This is a genomic window from Delftia sp. WY8 (genome assembly GCF_018437695.1).
In the GTDB taxonomy this organism is placed as follows: Bacteria; Pseudomonadota; Gammaproteobacteria; order Burkholderiales; family Burkholderiaceae_C; genus Comamonas; species Comamonas tsuruhatensis.
The window spans coordinates 81,535-102,420 of the sequence record NZ_CP049795.1; the positions used below are offsets into that span (position 1 = coordinate 81,535).

At 68.2% G+C, this 20,886-nt stretch carries 19 protein-coding genes; 13 read left to right on the forward strand and 6 right to left on the reverse strand.

The window, feature by feature from the left end:
• Window position 1: 1 nt before the first annotated feature.
• Complete coding sequence (pdxR, locus tag G4D77_RS00320; protein WP_154834343.1) at window positions 2-1,534, reverse strand: MocR-like pyridoxine biosynthesis transcription factor PdxR; 1,533 nt, start codon at window positions 1,532-1,534, stop codon at window positions 2-4.
• Window positions 1,535-1,725: 191 nt separating this feature from the next.
• On the opposite strand from pdxR, the gene G4D77_RS00325 reads away from it, so the two are divergent.
• Genes G4D77_RS00325 through glyA form a run of 4 tightly spaced genes read left to right on the forward strand, consistent with a single transcriptional unit; the run spans window position 1,726 to window position 6,456 of the window.
• Window positions 1,726-2,982 (forward strand): benzoate/H(+) symporter BenE family transporter, encoded by a 1,257-nt coding sequence (locus tag G4D77_RS00325; RefSeq protein ID WP_046238945.1) that lies wholly within the window; start codon window positions 1,726-1,728, stop codon window positions 2,980-2,982.
• A gap of 4 nt (window positions 2,983-2,986) precedes the next feature.
• A complete protein-coding gene (locus G4D77_RS00330; RefSeq protein WP_133073335.1) occupies window positions 2,987-3,838 on the forward strand; it encodes a YggS family pyridoxal phosphate-dependent enzyme in 852 nt (283 codons plus the stop codon).
• A gap of 58 nt (window positions 3,839-3,896) precedes the next feature.
• Window positions 3,897-5,135 (forward strand): aspartate aminotransferase family protein, encoded by a 1,239-nt coding sequence (locus G4D77_RS00335; protein ID WP_080945312.1) that lies wholly within the window; start codon window positions 3,897-3,899, stop codon window positions 5,133-5,135.
• A 46-nt stretch (window positions 5,136-5,181) separates the two neighbouring features.
• Window positions 5,182-6,456, forward strand: coding sequence for a serine hydroxymethyltransferase (glyA, locus tag G4D77_RS00340; RefSeq protein ID WP_154834345.1), 1,275 nt, complete (start codon window positions 5,182-5,184; stop codon window positions 6,454-6,456).
• Window positions 6,457-6,477: 21 nt separating this feature from the next.
• Here glyA and G4D77_RS00345 read toward each other — a convergent pair whose 3' ends face one another.
• From G4D77_RS00345 to G4D77_RS00355, 3 genes are all read right to left on the reverse strand, one after another.
• On the reverse strand, window positions 6,478-7,536 hold the full coding sequence (locus tag G4D77_RS00345; RefSeq protein WP_154834346.1) for a patatin-like phospholipase family protein: 1,059 nt from the start codon (window positions 7,534-7,536) through the stop codon (window positions 6,478-6,480).
• Window positions 7,537-7,611: 75 nt separating this feature from the next.
• On the reverse strand, window positions 7,612-8,514 hold the full coding sequence (locus G4D77_RS00350) for a LysR family transcriptional regulator (protein WP_016453465.1): 903 nt from the start codon (window positions 8,512-8,514) through the stop codon (window positions 7,612-7,614).
• A 14-nt stretch (window positions 8,515-8,528) separates the two neighbouring features.
• Entirely contained in the window at window positions 8,529-9,065 is a 537-nt protein-coding gene (locus tag G4D77_RS00355; protein ID WP_034367535.1) for a MarR family winged helix-turn-helix transcriptional regulator, read from the reverse strand.
• Window positions 9,066-9,269: 204 nt separating this feature from the next.
• On the opposite strand from G4D77_RS00355, the gene G4D77_RS00360 reads away from it, so the two are divergent.
• The 5 genes from G4D77_RS00360 (at window position 9,270) to G4D77_RS00380 (ending at window position 14,093) form a co-directional block, all read left to right on the forward strand.
• Window positions 9,270-10,478 carry a 3-hydroxybenzoate 6-monooxygenase gene (locus tag G4D77_RS00360; RefSeq protein ID WP_074922187.1) on the forward strand — a complete coding sequence of 403 codons (1,209 nt, stop codon included), beginning with the start codon at window positions 9,270-9,272 and terminating at the stop codon, window positions 10,476-10,478.
• A 16-nt stretch (window positions 10,479-10,494) separates the two neighbouring features.
• Window positions 10,495-11,532 carry a cupin domain-containing protein gene (locus G4D77_RS00365; RefSeq protein WP_154834347.1) on the forward strand — a complete coding sequence of 346 codons (1,038 nt, stop codon included), beginning with the start codon at window positions 10,495-10,497 and terminating at the stop codon, window positions 11,530-11,532.
• A 38-nt stretch (window positions 11,533-11,570) separates the two neighbouring features.
• The gene (locus tag G4D77_RS00370; protein WP_043783520.1) at window positions 11,571-12,278 is read left to right on the forward strand and encodes a fumarylacetoacetate hydrolase family protein; all 708 of its coding nucleotides are present in this window, start codon (window positions 11,571-11,573) and stop codon (window positions 12,276-12,278) included.
• Between the two features lie 19 nt (window positions 12,279-12,297).
• Window positions 12,298-12,939: a maleylacetoacetate isomerase gene (gene maiA / locus G4D77_RS00375; protein ID WP_154834348.1), complete on the forward strand. Its 642-nt coding sequence runs from the start codon at window positions 12,298-12,300 to the stop codon at window positions 12,937-12,939.
• A gap of 116 nt (window positions 12,940-13,055) precedes the next feature.
• Window positions 13,056-14,093: a Bug family tripartite tricarboxylate transporter substrate binding protein gene (locus tag G4D77_RS00380; RefSeq protein ID WP_213757838.1), complete on the forward strand. Its 1,038-nt coding sequence runs from the start codon at window positions 13,056-13,058 to the stop codon at window positions 14,091-14,093.
• A gap of 413 nt (window positions 14,094-14,506) precedes the next feature.
• Here the strand turns inward: G4D77_RS00380 and G4D77_RS00385 are convergent, their stop codons facing one another.
• Both G4D77_RS00385 and G4D77_RS00390 read right to left on the reverse strand, forming a co-directional pair.
• A complete protein-coding gene (locus tag G4D77_RS00385; RefSeq protein ID WP_043791955.1) occupies window positions 14,507-15,745 on the reverse strand; it encodes a flavin-dependent oxidoreductase in 1,239 nt (412 codons plus the stop codon).
• Window positions 15,746-15,795: 50 nt separating this feature from the next.
• The gene (locus G4D77_RS00390; RefSeq protein WP_016446007.1) at window positions 15,796-16,776 is read right to left on the reverse strand and encodes a tripartite tricarboxylate transporter substrate binding protein; all 981 of its coding nucleotides are present in this window, start codon (window positions 16,774-16,776) and stop codon (window positions 15,796-15,798) included.
• Between the two features lie 113 nt (window positions 16,777-16,889).
• Between G4D77_RS00390 and G4D77_RS00395 the strand changes: the two genes are divergently transcribed.
• From G4D77_RS00395 to G4D77_RS00410, 4 genes are all read left to right on the forward strand, one after another.
• Complete coding sequence (locus tag G4D77_RS00395; protein WP_016453474.1) at window positions 16,890-17,438, forward strand: MarR family winged helix-turn-helix transcriptional regulator; 549 nt, start codon at window positions 16,890-16,892, stop codon at window positions 17,436-17,438.
• A gap of 202 nt (window positions 17,439-17,640) precedes the next feature.
• Window positions 17,641-19,164: a CoA-acylating methylmalonate-semialdehyde dehydrogenase gene (locus G4D77_RS00400; RefSeq protein WP_012205523.1), complete on the forward strand. Its 1,524-nt coding sequence runs from the start codon at window positions 17,641-17,643 to the stop codon at window positions 19,162-19,164.
• A 61-nt stretch (window positions 19,165-19,225) separates the two neighbouring features.
• Window positions 19,226-19,627, forward strand: a complete 402-nt coding sequence (locus G4D77_RS00405) for a lysozyme inhibitor LprI family protein (protein ID WP_154834350.1) — start codon at window positions 19,226-19,228, stop codon at window positions 19,625-19,627.
• A gap of 82 nt (window positions 19,628-19,709) precedes the next feature.
• Entirely contained in the window at window positions 19,710-20,876 is a 1,167-nt protein-coding gene (locus tag G4D77_RS00410) for an acyl-CoA dehydrogenase family protein (protein ID WP_154834351.1), read from the forward strand.
• Window positions 20,877-20,886: the final 10 nt, after the last annotated feature.

Sequence of the window (20,886 nt, forward strand, 5' to 3'; positions counted from 1 at the left end):
GTCAGGGTTTTCGCAGCGCGTTGGCCAGGCGCAGAACGGCGGCCTCGATCTCGTAGGCCGTGAGCGAGGCGTAGCCCAGCAGCCAGCCCGGCTGCCGCTGCTCACCCGCGTACAGGCGGCTGAGCCCCTGCAGCAGCACGCCGGCTGCGGCGGCGCGGCGGATGGTGTCCTCCTCGGACCAGCCGGGCTCCAGCAGGCAGGGGACCTGCATGCCGCCCTGGGGCCGTGGCGCGGTGACGATGCCGGCCAGGTGCCTGCCTATGGATTCGAGGATGACCTCGCGCCGCCCCGCGTACAGCTTGCGCATGGCCCGCACGTGGGAGTTGTAGTGGCCGTCCTCCATGAAGCGCGCCAGCGTCAGCTGCTGGATCTGGGGCGTGTGCCCGTCCATGATGCTGCGCGCCTGGACAAAGGCGCGCACCAGCTCCTGCGGCAAGGCCATGTAGCCCATGCGCAGGCCCGGGTACAGGGTCTTGCCGAAGGTGCCGATGTAGATGGTGCGCGCGTGCTTGTCCAGGCCTTGCACGCAGGCGGTGGGCATGCCGTCGTAGTGGAATTCGCTGTCGTAGTCGTCCTCGATGATCCAGCGCCCGCGCTCGAATGCCCAGCGGATCAGGTCCAGCCGCCGCTCCAGCTGCATGGTGACGCCCGTGGGGTACTGGTGCGATGGCGTGACATACACGCAGGTGGCGCCGCTGCGGTCGGCGTGCAGCAGGTCGGTGCGAATGCCTTGCGCGTCCACGTCGATGGGCAGGACCTTGGCCTCGGCCGACTCGAAGGCCTTGCGGGCGCCGAAGTAGCCCGGGTTCTCCAGCAGGATGGGCCGGCCCGCATCCACCAGCAGCTGCGCGCACAGGAACAGCGCCTGCCGCGTGCTGCTGAGCACCAAGATCTGCCCGGCCTCCACCTTGGCGCCGCGCTCCAGGTTGAGGTAGGTGGCAATGGCCTTGCGCAGCGGCTCGGCGCCCTGCGGGTCGCCGTGCAGCAGGACGCTGGCCCGGTAGTCCTTGAGCGCCTGCCGCTGCAGCCGCTCCCAGACATCGGTGGGAAAAGTGCGCGTCTCGGGCAGGCCGGTGGCAAAGGCCCGAATGGTCTGCTGGTCGGCGATGCCGCCGCCGTCAACAATGGCCTGGCCGCGCCGGCTCAGGCCGGCACCGGCCCTTATGGCACCGGCAGCACCGGCAGCACCGGCCGCATGGGCGCTGCGCTCGTGCTCGGGCAAGCGGCCGCGCCGCGCCGCCCGGCCCCGCAGCTCGGTGCCGATGGTCTCGGAGACATAGCTGCCCGATCCCTGGCGCCGCACGATGAAGCCGTCTCGGTGCAGCTGGGTGTAGGCGTTCTCCACCGTGTCGCGGGCAATGCCCAGCGAGTCGGCCAGCGAGCGCGTGGCCGGCAGCTTCAGGCCCGGCAGCAGCGCCCCATCCAGGATCAGCGCACGCATGGCGCGCTGCACCCGCTGGTGCAGGTCCAGCTGGCGCAGGTCGGCATCTCCCATGCGGATCTTCAGGGTCTCAAGCTCGAAGGTCTTGCTCATGCGGTCTGCCGCCTTTCATCTCATTGCACCTCTTGGGCAGGCCATTGTACTGACGCAAATGCTGCGCGCCCATTGCAAAGTGGTCTGCAACAAGAGAGCGAAGTGTATGGATCATTCAGTCCACTTCGGCGCTCAAATACCCCTTTCACCAGACAGCCAGGAATCCAACCCCCAAGGAAAACGAGAAGACCATGCCTTCATCAGACACACACTCACCCCTTCGCTTCAGCGACCTCATCCACCCCGTGGTGGCCGGGCTGATCTCGGTCATCGTCAACTACGGCGGCACCTTCATCCTGGTGTTCCAGGCCGCCAAGGTGGCCGGCCTGAGCCCGGAACTCACGGCTTCGTGGGTGTGGTCGATTTCGATTGGCGTGGGCGTCACCGGGCTGGTGCTCAGCTGGCTCTCGCGCGAGCCCATCATCACGGCCTGGTCCACGCCGGCCGCCGCCTTCCTGGTGACGGCCCTGGCCACCACGCCGTATGCCGAGGCCGTGGGCGCCTATGTGGTGTCGGCCGCGGCCTTCGTGGTGCTGGGACTGTCGGGCTGGTTCGAGCGCGTGATCCGGCTGATTCCGCCCGGCGTGGCCTCGGGCCTGCTGGCGGGCATCCTGCTGCAGTTCGGCATCAAGGCCTTTGGCGGCATGAGCGTGGACCCGGTGCTGGCCGGCCTGCTGATCGTGGCCTACGTTCTGCTCAAGCGGCTCACGGCGCGCTATGCGGTGGTCGGCATCCTGGCGCTGGGCCTGGCGTTCCTGCTGGCGCAGGACCGTGTGGACCTGTCCGGGCTGCAGCTGCAATTCGCGGCGCCCGTGTTCACGCGGCCCGAGTTCACGCTCAACGCCCTGCTGAGCGTGGCCCTGCCGCTGTTCCTTATCACGCTGACCGGGCAGTACATGCCCGGCATGCTGGTGCTGCGCAACGACGGCTTCAAGACCAGCGCCAACCCCATCGTCACGCTGACGGGCCTGGGCTCGCTGCTGATGGCGCCGTTCGGCTCGCACGCCTTCAACATCGCCGCCATCACGGCCGCCATCTGCACGGGCAAGGAGGCGCATGAAGAGCCGTCCAGGCGCTGGATCGCAGGCATCGCTGCGGGCGTGTTCTACATCCTGGTGGGTGTGTTCGGCGTCACGCTGGCGGCCGTGTTCATGGCGTTCCCGGCCACCTTCATCACCACGCTGGCGGGCCTGGCGCTGCTGGGCACCATCGGCGGCAGCCTGGCCAATGCGCTGGCCGATGCCAAAACCCGCGAGGCCTCGCTGATCACCTTCCTGGCCGCCGCGGCCAACATTTCCATGCTGGGCATAGGCGGCGCCTTCTGGGGCCTGGTCATCGGCCTGGTGGCCCATGCCGTGCTCAACGGCCAGTGGCCGCGCCGGGCCGCCCGCAGCGAGGCGGGCACCGGCAACGTGCCCGCCGCCGATGCCGCCATCAAAAGGAGCTGAAACCATGCTTGCGACACAAGACACCACCGGCGGCACCGCCCGAGCCGCCGACACCCTGACGCGCCACGACCAGCACGGCCGCTACCCCCAGGCCGAGACGGTGGACGATTTCCGGCACAACCTGGCCACCGTGCAGGCGCGCATGGCCGCTGCCTGCCGCCGCGCGGGGCGCGACCCGGCCAGCGTGCGCCTGCTGCCCGTGAGCAAGACCAAGCCCGAATCCAGCCTGCGCCTGGCCCACGCGGCGGGCTGCCGCATGCTGGGCGAGAACAAGGTGCAGGAAGCCTTCGGCAAATGGGAGGCCATGCAGGACCTGGCCGATCTGCAGTGGTCCGTCATCGGCCACCTGCAGACCAACAAGGCAAAGCTCGTGGCACGCTTTGCCAGCGAGTTCCAGGCGCTGGACAACCTGCGCGTGGCCGAGGCGCTGGACCGCCGCCTGCAGGCCGAAGGCCGGGCGCTGGACGTGTTCGTGCAGGTCAACACCTCGGGCGAGGCCAGCAAGTACGGCCTGCCGCCCGACGAGGTGCAGGGATTCCTCCAGGCGCTGCCCGCCTTCAGTGCGCTGCGCGTGCGCGGCCTGATGACGCTGGCCCTGTTCTCCAGCGAGGCCGAGCGCGTGCGCCAGTGCTTCGTGCTGCTGCGCCGCCTGCGCGACCAGCTGCGCCAGAGCGCGCCGGCGGGCATCTCGCTGGATGAGCTGTCCATGGGCATGTCCGGCGACTTCGAGATCGCCATCGAGGAAGGCGCCACCGTGGTGCGCGTGGGCCAGGCCATCTTCGGCGCCCGCGCCCAGCCGGACAGCTTCTACTGGCCCGCCGGCGGCCCTGATCCCACCGCCCTGGCGCTGCCCTGAACGCGCCCCCTCGCCACCCTTTTCGATTCAACCCTGACCCCCGCTTGAGGACCTTGACATGCAAAAAGCCATGCAACCCCTTGATTCCCGCCTGATGAAGGCCTATGCCCGCCAGCCCGTGTCCTTCGTCCGTGGCCGTGGAGCCCGGCTCTGGGACGAGCACGGCACCGAATACCTGGACGCCATTGCCGGCGTGGCCGTGACCGCCCTGGGCCACGCGCACCCGGAGATCGCCGCCGTGATCGCCGAGCAGGCCGGCCTGCTGCTGCACACCTCCAACGTGTTCCGCATCGACTGGCAGGAACGCCTGGGCCAGCGCCTGTGCGCCCTGGCCGGCATGGAGACGGCATTTTTCTGCAACTCCGGCGCCGAGGCCAACGAGGCCGCGCTCAAGCTGGCGCGCCTGCACGGCCACCGCAGGCAGGTGGCGCGGCCGCAGATCCTGGTGATGGACAACGGCTTTCATGGCCGCACGCTGGCCACGCTGTCGGCCACGGGCAACCCGGCCAAGCAGCGCGGCTTCGAGCCGCTGATGCCGGGCTTCGTGCGCGTGCCCTATGACGACATCGCGGCCGTGCACCACGCCGCCGCCCAGCATGGCGACATCGTGGCCGTGCTGATCGAGCCCGTGCAGGGCGAAGGCGGCATCCGCCTGGCCAGCCCCGACTACCTGCGCCAGCTGCGCAGCCTGTGCGACCGGCATGGCTGGCTGCTGATGCTCGACGAGATCCAGACCGGCCTGGGACGCACCGGCGCCTGGTTCGGCCACCAGCACGCGGGCATCGCCCCCGATGTGATGACCCTGGCCAAGGCCCTGGGCAACGGCATTCCGATCGGCGCCTGCCTGGCACGCGGGCCTGCGGCCGACCTGATCTCGCCCGGCCAGCATGGCTCCACCTTTGGCGGCAACCCGCTGGCCTGCCGCGTGGGCTGCACGGTGCTGGACATCATGGAGACCGAGGACATCCCCGGCCGCGCCAGGCAACTGGGCCGGCGCCTGCTCAACGGCCTGCAGCAGGCGCTGCACGGCCACCCCGACGTGCTGGCCGTGCGCGGCCAGGGCCTGATGGTGGGCATCGAGCTGAACCGCAACTGCCAGGACCTGGTGGGCCGCGCGCTGGCCCAGCAGCGCCTGCTGATCACGGTGACGCGCGAATCCACCATCCGCCTGCTGCCGCCGCTGATCTGCGACGAGCGCCAGATCGACGACATCGTCGCCCGCCTGGCCTGCCTGCTGGAGTCGGCCAGCGCCGCGCAGGCAGGCGCACCCGCCGCAGGCCAGCTGGCGGCTGCATGACCATCGCTCCCTACAGCCCTTGCCCCAATACAGGAACCATTCACCCATGTACGACGCATCCCTGACCCTGGCCGACTTCGACCTGCAGCTGGCCAAGGCCATCCAGAGCGAGAAACGCCGCCAGGAAGACCATGTGGAACTCATCGCCTCCGAAAACTACGCCAGCCCGATGGTGATGGCGGTGCAGAACTCGGTCTTCACCAACAAGTACGCCGAGGGCTACCCCGGCAAGCGCTACTACAGCGGCTGCGAGAACGTGGACGTGGCCGAGCGCCTGGCCGTGGAACGCGCCATGGCGCTGTTCGACTGCGACTACGCCAACGTGCAGCCCCATGCCGGCGCCCAGGCCAATGCCGCCGTGTTCCTGGCGCTGGCCCAGCCCGGCGACACCGTCATGGGCATGAACCTGGCCCAGGGCGGCCACCTGACGCATGGCAACCCGTCCAACTTCTCGGGCCGCCACTACCGCATCGTCCCCTACGGCCTGGACCCCGCCACGGGCCTGATCGACTACGACGAGATGGAGCGCATCGCCCTGGAGCACCGGCCCCGCATGCTCATCGGCGGCTTCTCTGCCTACTCGCGCCACAAGGACTGGGCCCGCATGCGCGCCATTGCCGACAAGGTGGGTGCCGTGTTCTGGGTGGACATGGCCCATGTCGCAGGCCTGGTGGCTGCGGGCGAATACCCCAGCCCACTGCCCCACGCGCATGTGGTCACCAGCACCACGCACAAGACGCTGCGCGGCCCGCGCGGCGGCCTGATCCTGTCCAAGGGACAGGACGAAACCTTCAACCGCCGCCTGAGCTCGGCCGTGTTCCCCGGCGTGCAGGGTGGGCCGCTGATGCATGTGATCGCCGCCAAGGCCGTCGCCTTCAAGGAGGCGCTGCAGCCCGGGTTCAAGGCCTATCAGCGCCAGGTGCTGGCCAACGCCCGCGCCATGGCCGCCGTGATCCAGCAGCGCGGCTACCGCATCGTCTCGGGCGGCACGGACAACCACCTGATGCTGATCGACCTGTCCGACCGCAGCTACACCGGCAAGGACGCCGACGCCGCGCTCAGCGAGGCGCACATCACCACCAACAAGAACACCGTGCCCAACGACCCGCGCTCGCCCTTCGTGACCTCGGGCCTGCGCATAGGCACGCCCGCCGTCACCACGCGCGGCTTCGGCGAGGCGCAGTGCAAGCAGTTGGCCGGCTGGCTGTGCGATGTGCTCGATGCGCTGGACGCGCAGGAAGGCGCCCGCTTTGCCAAGGTGGCGGCGCAGGTCAGGGAGCAGGTGACGGGGCTTTGCGCCCGCTATCCGGTGTACGGATAGCCCGCGCGCAGCCGTGGTGGATCAGGGGTTGGCGTTGAGGTTGGGGTTGGCGCAGGCGCCATCCATCCCCGCCATCTCCGCCAGCTTCTGCACGCGCGAGCGCTGGTCCAGGCAGGCCTGGTGCTGGGCTTCGGCCGCCTTTTGCTGCGCCAGCTTCGCGGCCTTGGCGCGCTCGGCCTGCAACTGGGCGATGCGCTCGCGGATCTGGGGCATGGCGGCCACGGCAGCCTTTTCGCCTTCAAGAATGGCGCTGGCGCGCTGGGTGAAGTCGGCCGGGCCGATGTCCAGCACCTTGGGGCGGATGGTGATGTCGGCGCGGGCCAGCTCGGCCTGGCCCAGCTTCTGGCCCATGATGGCAATGGACTGGCCCAGGGCGCCCAGCATGTTCTCGGGCGCCTTGCCACGGGCCTTGTTGGAGATGTCCACAGCAATCACCAGATCGGCGCCCAGCTGGCGCGCGGCGTCCACGGGCACGGGGCTGGTGATGCCGCCATCGACGAAGTGGAACTTGCCGATGGCCACGGGCTGGAACACACCCGGAATGCTGCTGGAGGCACGCACCGCCTGCCCCGTATTGCCGCGCGCGAACACGGTGCGCTCGCCGTCTTCCAGCCGCGTGGACACGGCCACGAAGGGCTTGGCCAGTTGCTCGAGCGGCTTGCGGCCCACCTGTTCGTTCACATAGTCTTCCAGCTTCTGGCCCACCAGCAGGCCGCCCGAGGACAGCTGCAGGTCGCGGATTTTGGTCTCATCCAGCGCCACGGCCTTTTCCTGCAGCTCGAAGGCGTTCATGCCGCCCGCATACAGCGCCCCCACCACGCTGCCCGCGCTGGTGCCGGACACCACCGCAGGCGCAAGGCCATTGGCTTCCAGCATCTTGATGACGCCGATATGGGCAAAGCCCTTCACGGCCCCGCCGCCCAGGGCCAGACCGATCCTGATGGGGGCCACGGGTGTGCCCGGCACGGTGGGCGTGGACTCGGGCGTGGCCGCCGAGGGGCTGGGCGGGTTGCTGCCGCAAGCGGCCAGCCCCGCCAGGCTCAGGTACACCAGTGGACGCAAAAGGGCTTTCAGGCGCATGCCAGGGATCCTGCTGTCGGATGACGAGATTCGGGGCGGGCAGTATAGCGGCAGGGGCCTGACCGCCGCAGGCCCTCAGGCTCTGGGCTTCAGCAAGCCGCCCATGCCCTGCACAGCCTCCCTCAGAAACCCCCAGACCGCCTCGATGCGCTGAACCTGCCGGGCATCCGAGGGCATGCTCATCCAGAAGGTGCGGGTGAAGCAGGCCTCGGCGGGCAGCACGCGGCTGAGCACGGGGTCGCGGTCGGCGATGAAGGCGGGCAGCACGGCCAGGCCGGCGCCGGCGCGCACGGCTTCGTACTGGGCGGTGATGCTGGTGCTGCGAAAGGCAAAACGCTCGGGCTGGAACAGGGTGGACAGCAGCTGCAGCTCGCGCGTGAACAGCAGGTCGTCCACATAGTGGATGAAGCTGTGGTGGCGCAGGTCCTCGGTGCGCGCCACCAGCGGACGGCGCGCAAGGTATTCGCGCTGGCCGTAGAGGAACAGCCGGTAGTCCGTGAGCTTGGTGACCACGGCCGAGCCGCGCGTGGGGCGCTCCAGCGAGATGACGATGTCCGCCTCGCGCCGCGACAGGTGCAGCAGGCGCGGCAGGGCCAGCAGGTCGATGCTCAGCAGCGGATGGCGCTGCGTCAGCGCGGCCAGCTGCGGGGCCAGCAGCTGGGTGCCGAAACCCTCGGTGGCGCCCACGCGCACCAGGCCGGACGGGCCCTGGCTGGCGGATTCGGCCGCCAGCGGCATGCGCTCCAGCCCGGCGGCGGCGCGCTGCATGGCGTCTGCCACGCCCAGCAACTGTCGGCCGGCCTCCGTGGGCCGCCATTGGCCCGCTTCGCGCTCGAAGAGCACGGCCCCCAGCTGCTTTTCCAGAGCCTGGATGCGGCGCGACACCGTGGTGTGCTCCACGCCCAGTTGGCGCGCGGCGGCGGCCATGCTGCCGCTGCGTGCCAGCTCGCCAAAGAATCTCAGATGGTCCCAGTCCATGGGTCGAGGTCGCCTCAGTCGGCAGCGGCGCGGCGCGCGGCCAGCGTGCTGGGCGCACGCGCCAGCTCGTCGTTTTGCCGCACCAGGACGGCCATCATTTCCATGAACAGGCCCCGCTGCTCCTGCGGCAGCGGCTCCAGCATGCGCTGCTGGGCCCGCAGCACCGAGGGCTCGGCAGCGGCCAGCAGCGCAGCGCCTTCCGCGGTGACCGACAGCAGGCGCACGCGCCGGTCGGCCGGGCTGGTGTTGCGCACCATGAGGCCGCGCGCCTCCAGCCGGTCGATGACGCTGCCAATGGTGGAGGTGTCGAAACCGATCATCCGCGCCAGCGTGCGCTGGTCCACGCCGGGCTGGCGCAGCACGGCAGACAGCGCCGCGTACTGCACGGGGGTCACGCCGAATTCCTGGGTCTCTTCCATGAAGACGGCTACCGCGATCTGCTGCAGGCGGCGGATGTGGTAGCCGGGGTAGTTTTCTAGTTCTGCGGGTTGGTAGTCCATGGCCATTGCGCTCTTTTCCGGGTCCCTGCGGGCAAGCGCAGATGTTCGCATGAACCGCGCCCTCCGTTGGCGTTGGCTGGCGGACAGGTGATTCACCCGGACATGCTGTCCACCACCGTTTGGCCTGCATCCAGGGAAACCCCAGGCTGGCCTGATGCAAATCAACACTACACTCATCGTCAGCATACTGTTTAATTAGTCGCGACGCATCTGACCCCCAGGCGAGCGACACGCACCACGAAGCACAGGACATCCATGAGCACCAGCATTTCTTCCCGGGCGCTGCCCGTTCTTGTGGCAGGCGGCGGCATTGGCGGCGTGGCGGCCGCGCTGGCCCTGGCGCGCCAGGGATTCGCCGTCAAGGTGCTGGAGCAGGCGCCGCAGCTGGGCGAGATCGGCGCCGGCATACAACTGGGGCCCAACGCATTCGCGGCCTTCGACGCGCTGGGCATTGGCGAGCTGGCCCGTGGCCGCGCGGTCTATACCGACGAGATGGTGATGCACGACGCGCTCGATGAGCGGCTGGTCGGCCGCATTCCCACGGGCGAGGCGTTTCGCGCCCGCTTCGGCAACCCGTATGCGGTGATCCACCGCGCCGACATCCACACCTCGCTGCTCGAAGGCGCGCGCACCCACGGTCAAATCGAGACGCTGACGGGCACGCGCATCGAAGCCGTGCAGCAGGAGGGTGACACCGTCACCGTGCGCGACCAGCACGGCCAGGTCCATGTGGGCCAGGCCCTGATCGGCGCCGATGGCGTGAAGTCCGTGGTGCGCCAGCAGTACGTGGGCGATGCGGCGCGTGTCTCCGGCCACGTGGTGTACCGCGCCGTGGTGGAGAAGAACGACTTCCCCGAAGACCTGCGCTGGAACGCGGCCAGCATCTGGGTCGGCCCCAACTACCACCTGGTGCACTACCCGCTGCGTGGCGGCGAGCAGTACAACGTGGTCGTCACCTTCCACAGCCGCGAGCAGGAGGAATGGGGCGTGCGCGAAGGCAGCCGCCAAGAGGTGCAAAGCTACTACAGCGACTGCTGCCCGCGCGCCCGCCAGCTCATAGACCTGCCCAAAAGCTGGAAGCGCTGGGCCACGGCCGACCGCGAGCCCATTGGCCAGTGGAGCTTCGGCCGCGCCACGCTGCTGGGCGATGCCGCACACCCCACGCTGCAATACATCGCCCAGGGCGCCTGCATGGCGCTGGAAGACGCGGTGACGCTGGGCCAGGCGCTCAAGCGCTGCGGCAACGACTGGCCGCAGGCGCTGCGGCTGTACGAGCGCTCGCGCATCGCCCGCACGGCGCGCGTGGTGCTGTCCGCGCGCGAGATGGGCCGCATCTTCCACGCCAGCGGCGTGGAGCGCCTGGTGCGCAACGACCTCTGGAAGGGCCGCACGCCCCAGCGTTTCTACGACGCCATGGAATGGCTGTACGGCTGGAAGGCCGAAACCTGCCTCGCCGAAGACTGAACACAAGGAGACCGCCATGCAAGAACTTGGCCGCCTGGAAGACCTGCCCCAGGACTACCGCGACGAACTCGCGCGCAACAACCTGGTGCCGCTGTGGCCCAGCCTGCGCAACGTGATGCCGCCGCACACGCCGCGCCCGCGCACCCAGCCGATTGCCTGGCCCTACCAGGCCATCCGTCCGCTGCTGATGCAGGCGGGCGAGCTGACGCCCATCGAAAAGGCCGAGCGCCGCGTGCTGGTGCTGGCCAACCCCGGCCATGGGCTGGAGAAGATGCAGGCCAGCTCCTCCATCTACCTGGGCATGCAGCTGCTGCTGCCCGGCGAGTGGGCGCCCTCGCACCGCCACACGCCCAATGCCGTGCGCATGGTGGTGGAAGGCCAGGGCGCCTGGAGCCTGGTCGACGGCGAGAAATGCCCCATGGAGCGCGGCGACCTGATCCTCACGCCCACGGGCCTGTGGCACGAGCATGGCCATGACGGCGACGAGCCCGTGGTCTGGCTCGATGTGCTGGACCTGCCCCTGGCCTACTACCTGGAAGTCACCTACCACGTGGACGGCCCGCGCCAGCCCACCCTGCCCGGCCGTGGCGACCGGGCGTATGCGCGCGGCGGCCTGGCACCCACGCAGGTGTTCGCCCGCAGCGCCAAGGCCTACCCCATGCTGCGCTACCCATGGAAGGATGCGCGTGCCGCGCTGCTGGAGCTGGCCGCCGACCGCCCCGATCTGGACTGCGTGCAGCTGGCCTACACCAACCCCGAAACCGGGGCCGACTGCGAAAACATCCTGGGCTTCTACGCGCTGATGCTGCGCCCGGGCCAGACGCTGCAGCTGCCCGCCCGCTCGCCGGCCTGCGTGTTCCATGTCATCGAGGGCGGCGCCAGCGTGGCCGCCGTGGACCGCCATTTCGACCTGGCCCCGGCCGACACCTGCTGCGTGCCCGGCTGGGCGCCGGCCACGCTGGCCAATGCCAGCGCCAGCGAGCCCGCCTTCCTCTTCCTGGCCGACGAGGCTCCTTTGCACCGAAAGCTGGGCCTCTACGAAGTCCGGCCTTGAATCCTCCGATGTCTCTTTACTCCCCCATCGCCAATACCATGACCGCCCCCCAATACCTCTGGACCCCGCCCCCCGTCCAATCCCTGCCCGTGCGCGGCAGCACGCAGCGCCTGCCTGTGAACCGCCTGTTCTTCGTGGGCCGCAACTACCACGCCCATGCCGTCGAGATGGGCCGCCCGGTGGACAAGGGCGTGGAGCGCCCCTTCTACTTCACCAAGGCGCCGTCCACGCTGACCGAATCGGGTGCCACCGTGGCCTACCCGCCCGAGACGAACAACTACCACTTCGAGATGGAGCTGGTGGTGGCCATCGGCAAGGCGGGCTTTCGCATTGCGGCGGACCAGGCGCATGAACACATCTACGGCTACGCCTGCGGCCTGGACATGACGCGCCGCGACCTGCAGCTGGTGGCGCGCGACAAGGGCCGGCCCTGGGACCTGGGCAAGGATGTGGAGCAGTCCTCGGTGGCCAGCGAGATCGTGCCCATGCCGGGCCAGGTGATCGAATCCGGCGCCATTGCACTGGCCGTCAATGGCGAGACCAGGCAGCAGTCCGACGTGGACAAGCTGATCTGGAACATCCGCGAAATCATTGCCGACCTCTCGCTGTTCTATCACCTGCAGCCCGGCGACCTCATCTACACGGGCACGCCCGAAGGCGTGGGTGCCGTGCTGCCGGGCGACCGCATCACCGGCCATGTGCAGGGCGTGGGCGAGATCGCGCTCACCGTGGGCCAGCCTGAATAAGACCGGGGAGACCACCACCATGAAGCTCTACAGCTTTTTCCGCAGCGGCACCTCGCACCGCCTGCGCATCGCGCTCCACCTCAAGGGCCTGCGCGCTGACTACTTCCCCGTGGACCTGCGCGTGGACGAGCAGGCCCAGGCGCCGTTCAAGCAGGTCAACCCGCAGGGCCTGGTGCCGGCGCTGACGCTGGACGATGGCCGCACGCTGATCCAGTCGCCGGCCATCATCGAATGGCTGGAAGAGCGCCACCCCGAGCCGCCGCTGCTGCCCGCCGACCCCGAGGACCGCGCCCAGGTGCGCGCGCTGGCCGCCATCGTGGGCTGCGACGTGCATCCCATCAACAACCGCCGCATCCTGCAGACCCTGCGTCGCCAGTTCGGTGCGGACGAAGCCGCCATCAATGCCTGGTGCGCCACCTGGATTGCCGACGGCTTCGACGCCATCGAAGCCCTGCTGGCCCGCGACACGCGGCGCGGCGACTTCTGCTTCGGCCACGCACCCACGCTGGCCGATGTCTACCTGGTGCCCCAGATCGAAAGCGCACGCCGCTTTGGCGTGGACCTGAACCGCTGGCCGCTGATCAGCGCTGTGGACAGGGCCTGCGCGGCCCTGCCCGCCTTTGCACAGGCCGCGCCCCTGGCCCAGCCTGACGCCGGCTGAACCTCGCCTGAACCCCGCCGCACCTTTGCCGGCAGCCCTAACCCGCCCCGAATCCTCGCCAGAAGGACCGGGGCATTGCAAGCAGTGAAAAAAGCAGATCCAACAGGAGACAGACTGTGAAAGCATCCCCATCCAGCCGCCTCGGCACAACCCCCTCCCGCCGCAAGGCCCTTGCAGGCGCAGCCCTGCTGCTGGCCTCCATCGCCCCGCTGCATTGCGCCTGGGCGCAGGCAGGCTCCAGCAGCGCCGCCAGCTTTCCCACGCGCCCCGTCACCGTGATCACGGCCTTTGCCGTGGGCAGCGGCCCTGACGCCGTGCTGCGCATCGTGGGCGAAAAACTGGCCGCGCGCTGGAAGCAGGGCGTGACCGTGGACAACCGCCCAGGCGGCGGCGGCTTTGTCGCCATCGAAGCCGCACGCCGCGCCAAGCCCGACGGCTACACCCTGCTGCAGCTCGACAGCGAACATGTCTCCGCCCTGCCCTACCTATACAAGCAGCGCAACTTCCATCCGCTGCAGCACTTCGACCCGGTGGCGCCGCTGTTCCTCACGCCCTTCTTCGTGGCTGTGCCCACGAACTCGCAGTGGAAGAGCATGGGCGACCTGATCAAGGCGGCCAAGTCCGAGCCCGGCAAGGTCAGCTACGGCTCCTGGGGCGTGGGCAGCCCCGGCCATCTGGGCGGTGAATGGCTGGACTTCCTGACCGGCAGCAAGATGACCCATGTGCCCTACCGCGAGGTCAGCCAGCTCTACACCTCGGTGGCCAATGGCGATCCGGCCTGGAGCTTTGCCAGCCTCCCCTCCAGCCAGGGCATCTACAAATCCGGCAAGATCCGCTACCTGGCCGTGGCCGCGCCCCAGCGCATCGCCCAGGTGCCCGACGTGCCCACCGTGGCCGAATCGGGCGGCCCCGCCGAACTGATCGTGAACTCCTTCGTCTCCCTGCTGGCACCCAAGGGCGTGGACACCGTCCTGCGCGACAAGATCCACGCCGACGTGGTCGCTGTGCTGCAGGACCCGCAGGTGCGCGAGAAATTCGCCACCTTCGCCTTCCAGCCCATCACCTGGGAAGTGCCGGAGATGGAGAAATTCGCCAGGACCAAGGCGGACCAGTACAAGCTGCTGATCCAGAAGGCGAATATCAGCCTGGATTGAGAGCACCGAATAGACAAGGCAACGGGGCGTAGCGCCCTGTCGCCCCCGTACCCCGGCCCCTCCTCCCCATATGCCCGTGCCTGCGTCGTGGCGGTTGCGGGGTTGCAGTCCTGCCGAAGGACAGGACTGCTTCGTCAACTGACTGGCCGTGATTGTCTGAACGTAGCGCGCAGCGCGAAGTGAGTTTCACGGCGAACCCCGCGACCGCCACGACGCAGGTCGCCCCTTAGCGAAGCGAAGGGGACGCGGGCATTTGGGCGCGTTTCTTTGCCTCCTTTCTTGTCGCGCGACAAGAAAGGAGGTCGGCCGCCGGGCCGAAACCCGGCCTCGAAAAACGACCGCCGGGCAGGGACCCAAAAAGAGTCGGGATGCAATACTGAATACCTGCCAAGCCAGCTCATTGCCCAACCACTTCACCCTTGCGACTGCGGATTCGCAAACCCCGCCACCTGCTCGTAATGGCGGGCAATGGCGCGCAGCTCGTCCTGGCTGATCAGCTCGTCGATATGGCCGAAGGGCTGGCCGCCGCTGAGCTCGTCGGCCTTCATGATGATGAAGTCGGGCGGCGTGGAGCGGTTGGTCAGCACCACCTGGCTGGTGGCGGGCAGGCGGCTGGCCTCATAGGCGGCCAGCAGCGCCAGCGGGTCGCCCTGCGGATCGGCGGCCAGCAGGTCGGCCAGCACGCGCGCATCGCGCATGGCCTGGGCAGAGCCGTTGGAGCCGCGCGGATACATGGGGTGGGCGGCATCGCCCAGCAGGGTCACGCGGCCGAAGCTCCACTGGTCCACGGGGTCCTTGTCCACCATGGGGTACTCGAAGATGGTCTCGGCCGAGCGGATCAGGGCCGGCACATCCAGCCAGTCGAAGGTCCAGCCGCCGAAAATCTCCAGCACATCCTCCATGCGCCCGGCGCGATTCCAGTCGTTCATGCGCATCTGCGGGTCGCGGATCTCGGCCACCCAGTTGATGCGCTGCATGCCCTGGCCATCGACGTTGTCCTCGATGGGATAGATCACCATCTTGCCGGTATCGACCGAGCCGATGCGCAGATAGCTCTTGCCCGTGAGGATGGGCTTGAAGCGCGAGACGCCGCGCCAGGTGTTGATGCCGCCGAAGGCCAGCTCCTCCTGCGGATAGAACTGGCGCCGCACGGCGGAGTTGACGCCATCGCAGGCCACGACGATGTCGGCCGTGGCCGACGGCGGCACATGGCCCTGGGCATCCGGCGCGAAATGCACGGTGGCGCCATGGGCCGACTGGTCCACACGCACGCAGCGGTGGCCCGTGTGCACTGCGCCCGGGCCCAGGCGCTGCACGGCAGCCTCGAAGAGAACGCGGTGCAGGCGGCCACGGTGGATGCCCAGCTCCGGCAGCTCATAGCCGGCATGGCGGCCGCGCGGCTCGCGGTAGACGAACTGGCCGTAGCGGTTGAAGAACACGCTCTCCAGGTTCTCGATCGCCAGCGCCTCCAGCTGCGGCTGCAGGCCCAGGTCGCTGAGTTCGCGCATGGCATGCGGCAGCAGGGTAATGCCCGCGCCGATCTCGCGGACCTCGGGCACGGCCTCGAAGACTTCGCAGGCAATGCCTCTTTGATGTAGGGCCAATGCCAGGCACAGGCCTCCGATGCCGCCCCCCACGATCGCTACTTTCATCCGCTGACTCTCCATGCTTTCTCCAGGGGCGCTGTTGGCGCCCGCCCCGCCTACTCGGCGGTAATCCCCCGCGCCTTGACCAGATCGGCCCAGCGCCGGGCGTCCTTTTGCACCAGGGCCTTGAACTCGGCCGGCGTGCTGCCGGCCGGATCCATGCCCTGGGGCGCGAAGGCATGCCGGACTTCCTCCGACGCCAAAATCGCGCGGATCTCGCGATTGAGGGCATCGACCTGGTCCGCCGGCATGCCGGCCGGCGCAAACACGCCGTACCACATATCCACGTTCACATCGCCCGCCTTGGCCTCCTTGAGCGTGGGCACATCGGGCAGCAGCGGGTGGCGCCGCTGGCTGCCAATGCCCAGCGCGCGCAGCTTGCCGGCCTTCACATGCGTCAATGCCACATGAATGGGCAGGAACATGCATTCCACCTGGCCGCCCAGCAGGTCCGTCAGCGCCGGGCCTGTTCCGCGATAAGGGATGTGCGTGATCGATACGCCCGCCGTGCTCTTGAAAAGCTCCATCGCCATATGGTGCGGAGTGCCCACTCCCGGCGATGCGTAATTGATGCGACCCGGCGAGGCCTTGGCGGCCTTCACCAGATCGGCCGCCGTCTGATAGGCGGAGGCCGTGGGCGTCACCAAAATCAGCTGTCCCCAGCTGGTCAACGTTACAGGCTCGAGGTCCGTCAGCGGATTGAATGGCAATTTGGGATACAGCGATGCGTTCATCACCAGGGTATTCACTGTCACCAAAAGCGTCTGGCCATTGGCGGGCGAGCGCACAACGGCCTCGGTTCCGATATTTCCAGAGGCGCCCGGCTTGTTCTCCACCACCACGGGCCGGCCCTGGCGCTTGGCCAGCAAAGGCCCGATCGTTCGCGCAATCGTGTCGATTCCAGTCCCCGGAGTGAAAGGCACAATCAATTTCAGAGGCACACTCTCGGTGCTGGCGATGGCGCCTGCTACGGGTAAACCCAATACTCCCAATCCGCTTGTCTTCAAAAATTGCCGTCTGCCAACAAAATTTCGCATGTAGACCTCTTTTGTAGTTAGCATGCAAACGCATGGTAATCATGCACCAGAATGGGCACAATTGGTGGAAATCGAATGAATACTGGACATCTCTGCAAGAATACTAGACGCATATGGACACGATGACGCCTGCACCACTGCCGCTATATCAGCGCCCTGGCTTTTTGCTGCGGCGCGCCCACCAGATTTCGGTCGGCATTTTTGAAGAGCAATGCCGCCCCCTGGGACTGACGCCGCCCCAGTACGGCGCCCTGGTGCTAATCGACGCCTCCCCCGGCTCCGACCAAAGCTCCCTGGCGCGCGCCATGGGCTTCGACAAGGTGACCACGCTGCGCCTGGTGCGCGGGCTGGAAGAGCGCGAGTACGTGCACCGCGCGCTGAGCACGCGTGACCGCCGCCAGCACCAGCTCACGCTCACCGAAAAGGGCCGGGCCCTGCTGGCCGCCAGCGTGCCGCTGGTGGACCAGGCCTATCACCGCCTGGTCTCTCCGCTGGAAGACGAGGAACTGCAGGAGCTTTTGCGCCTGCTGACCAAGCTGGAGTCCGGCCTGGGTGCCAGCGCCCGCGTGAAGCTGGAGCCGCTGCACAAGCCCGCCGCCCGCGCCGTACACCACTCCAGTCCCGCTGCAGACGACCGCCTGCCGGCCACCGGTACGGACTGAGCCTTCAAGCCCTGAACCCGCATGGCCTGCGAACACCGCAGGCCATGTTTTTTGGCGTGGCCGACTTGGCATGCCGATGTGCAAAAACGCACATGCATACTGCAAACATCTCCATTGCTTGCGAAAAACCGCACAGCTACCATGCAATGAACGCCCGGCGCACGGCATGCCGGGCCGACACCACCGCAACAGGAGACAAGCCATGAATGCATCCACGTCCGCCAAGGTTTTGGCGCCCACGGTCAAGCTGCTGATCAACGGCAAGCTGGTCGAATCCCAAAGCACCCAATGGCGCGATGTGGTCAACCCGGCCACGCAGGAAGTGCTGGCCCGCGTGCCCTTTGCCACGCCCGACGAGGTCAACGCCGCCGTCGCCAATGCCAAGGAAGCCTTCAAGACCTGGCGCAAGACGCCCATCGGCCAGCGCGCCCGCATCTTCCTGAAGCTGCAGCAGCTGATCCGCGAGAACATGAAGGAGCTGGCCGCCCTGCTCACGGCTGAACAGGGCAAGACCCTGCCTGACGCGGAGGGCGATGTCTTCCGCGGCCTGGAAGTGGTGGAGCATGCGGCCAACATCGGCTCGCTGCAGCTGGGCGAGCTGGCCAACAACGTGGCCAACGGCGTGGACACCTATTCCGTGCTGCAGCCCCTGGGCGTGTGCGCGGGCATCACCCCCTTCAACTTCCCGGCCATGATTCCGCTGTGGATGTTCCCCATGGCCATTGCCACGGGCAACACCTTCGTGCTCAAGCCCTCCGAGCAGGACCCCATGGTCACCATGCGCCTGTGCGAGCTGGCCCTGGAAGCCGGCATTCCGCCCGGCGTGCTCAACGTGGTGCACGGCGGCGAGGACGTGGTCAACGCCATCTGCGACCACCCCGACATCAAGGCCATCAGCTTCGTGGGCTCCACCAAGGTCGGCACCCATGTCTACAACCGCGCCAGCCTGGCCGGCAAGCGCGTGCAATGCATGATGGGCGCCAAGAACCACGCCATCGTCATGCCTGACGCCAACAAGGAGCAAACGCTCAACGCCCTGCTGGGCGCAGCTTTCGGTGCGGCAGGCCAGCGCTGCATGGCGCTGTCGGTGGCCGTGCTGGTGGGCGATGCGCAGAAGTGGATTCCCGAGCTGGTGGAAAAGTCCAAGACCCTCAAGGTCAGCGGCGGCACCGAGCCCGGCACCGACGTGGGCCCGCTGGTGTCCTGCGCGGCGCTGTCGCGTGTGGAAAGCCTGATCGAACGCGGCCTGGCCGACGGCGCCAAGCTGGAACTGGACGGCCGCAAGCCCCAGGTGGCAGGCTACGACAAGGGCAACTTCGTCGGCCCCACCGTGTTCAGCGGCGTCAAGCCCGGCATGAGCGTGTATGACCAGGAAATCTTCGGCCCCGTGCTGTGCCTGGCGGCTGCCGACAGCCTGGACGAGGCCATCGAGTTCATCAACGCCAACCCCAACGGCAACGGCACGGCCATCTTCACGCAGTCGGGCGCTGCGGCGCGCAAGTTCCAGGAAGACATCGACGTGGGCCAGGTCGGCATCAACGTGCCGATTCCCGTGCCGGTTCCTCTGTTCTCCTTCACGGGCAGCCGCGCCTCCAAGCTGGGCGACCTGGGCCCCTACGGCAAGCAGGTCGTGCTGTTCTACACGCAGACCAAGACCGTCACGGCGCGCTGGTTCGACGACAGCACCACCAGCCAGGGCGTGAACACCACCATCAGCCTGCGCTGATGCACGGGTGGGCGGGCCTGGACTGATCCGGGGCAGGCCCCGGCTCTGGGATGATGGCGGCATGCGTTTTCCAATGACCGCCTCCCTCTCCCGGGGCCTGGGTGCCGCCTTGCTGACCGCCCTGGCCACCCTGCCCCTGACCCTTCACGCGCAGGCCGGTGCAGCCTGCGACCCGGCCTCCACCGCCGCCGCCAGCCGCAATGCCTGCGCGGTCCAGGCCTTCCAGGAGGCCGACACCGCGCTCAACATCCGCTACCTGGACGTCATGCAGCAACTGCCCCAGGGCAAGCGCACGGGCCTGCGCCACGACCAGAACGGCTGGATCAAGGGCCGCACGGCACGCTGCAAGGCCGCCACGCGCGACAGCGAAACCCAGCCTGAAGGCCCGCGCCTGTACCACGAATGCCTCACGGCCGCGACACAGGAGCGCATGCAGGCGCTGGAGCGTTGGCTGCAGCACTGACCGCCGCACGCCCCCCACAGCCACCGACAGCCCCCCCAGAACAACAAGGGCCCCAGAGCCCAACGCAGGAGACAAGCCAGCCATGGACTTCGAACTCAACGACGACCAGCGCGCCTTTGCCGAATCGGCCCGCGCCTTTGCCCAGGCCGAACTCGCGCCCCATGCCGCGCACTGGGACCGTGAATCCATCTTCCCGCGCGAGGCCATCGCCAAGGCGGGCGAACTGGGCTTTTGCGGCCTGTACGCGCCCGAGAACGCAGGCGGCCTGCAGCTGCCGCGCCTGGACGCCACCATGGTCTTCGAGGAACTGGCCGCCGTCGATCCCTCCACCACCGCCTTCATCACCATCCACAACATGGCCACCTGGATGCTGGGCACCTGGGCCACCGACGCCGTGCGCGCCGAATGGGGCGAGTCCCTGACCAGCGGCCGCAAGCTGGCCAGCTACTGCCTGACCGAGCCCGGCGCGGGCTCGGACGCCGGCTCGCTCAAGACCCGGGCCGAACTGGCGGGGCATGAATACATCATCAACGGCGCCAAGGCCTTCATCAGCGGCGCGGGCAGCACCGACATGCTGGTGCTGATGGCCAGAACGGGCGACGCAGGCTCGGGCGCCAGCGGCATCTCCGCCTTTGCCGTGCCCGCCGACCTGCCCGGCATCAGCTACGGCAAGAAAGAAGAGAAGATGGGCTGGAACAGCCAGCCCACGCGCGTCATCAGCTTCGACAACGTGCGCATCCCGGCCCAGAACCTGCTGGGCCGCGAGGGCGAAGGCTTCAAGATCGCCATGAAGGGCCTGGACGGCGGGCGCATCAACATCGCCACCTGCTCCGTGGGCGCCGCCCAGGGCGCGCTCACCCAGGCCCAGCAGTACATGCACGAGCGCAAGCAGTTCGGCAAGCCCATTGCCAGCTTCCAGGCCCTGCAGTTCAAGCTGGCCGACATGGCCACCGAACTCGTGGCCGCGCGCCAGATGGTGCGCCTGGCCGCCTCCAAGCTCGATGCCGGCGCGCGCGACGCTTCCACCTACTGCGCCATGGCCAAGCGCTTTGCCACCGATGCCGGCTTCATGGTCTGCAACGAGGCCCTGCAACTGCACGGTGGCTACGGCTACATCCGCGAATACCCGCTGGAACGCCTCATGCGCGATGCCCGCGTGCACCAGATCCTCGAAGGCACGAACGAAATCATGCGCGTCATCATCGCGCGGCGCATGCTGGAAGGCGATGCGCCGGACATGATCCGCTGATTCATCCACA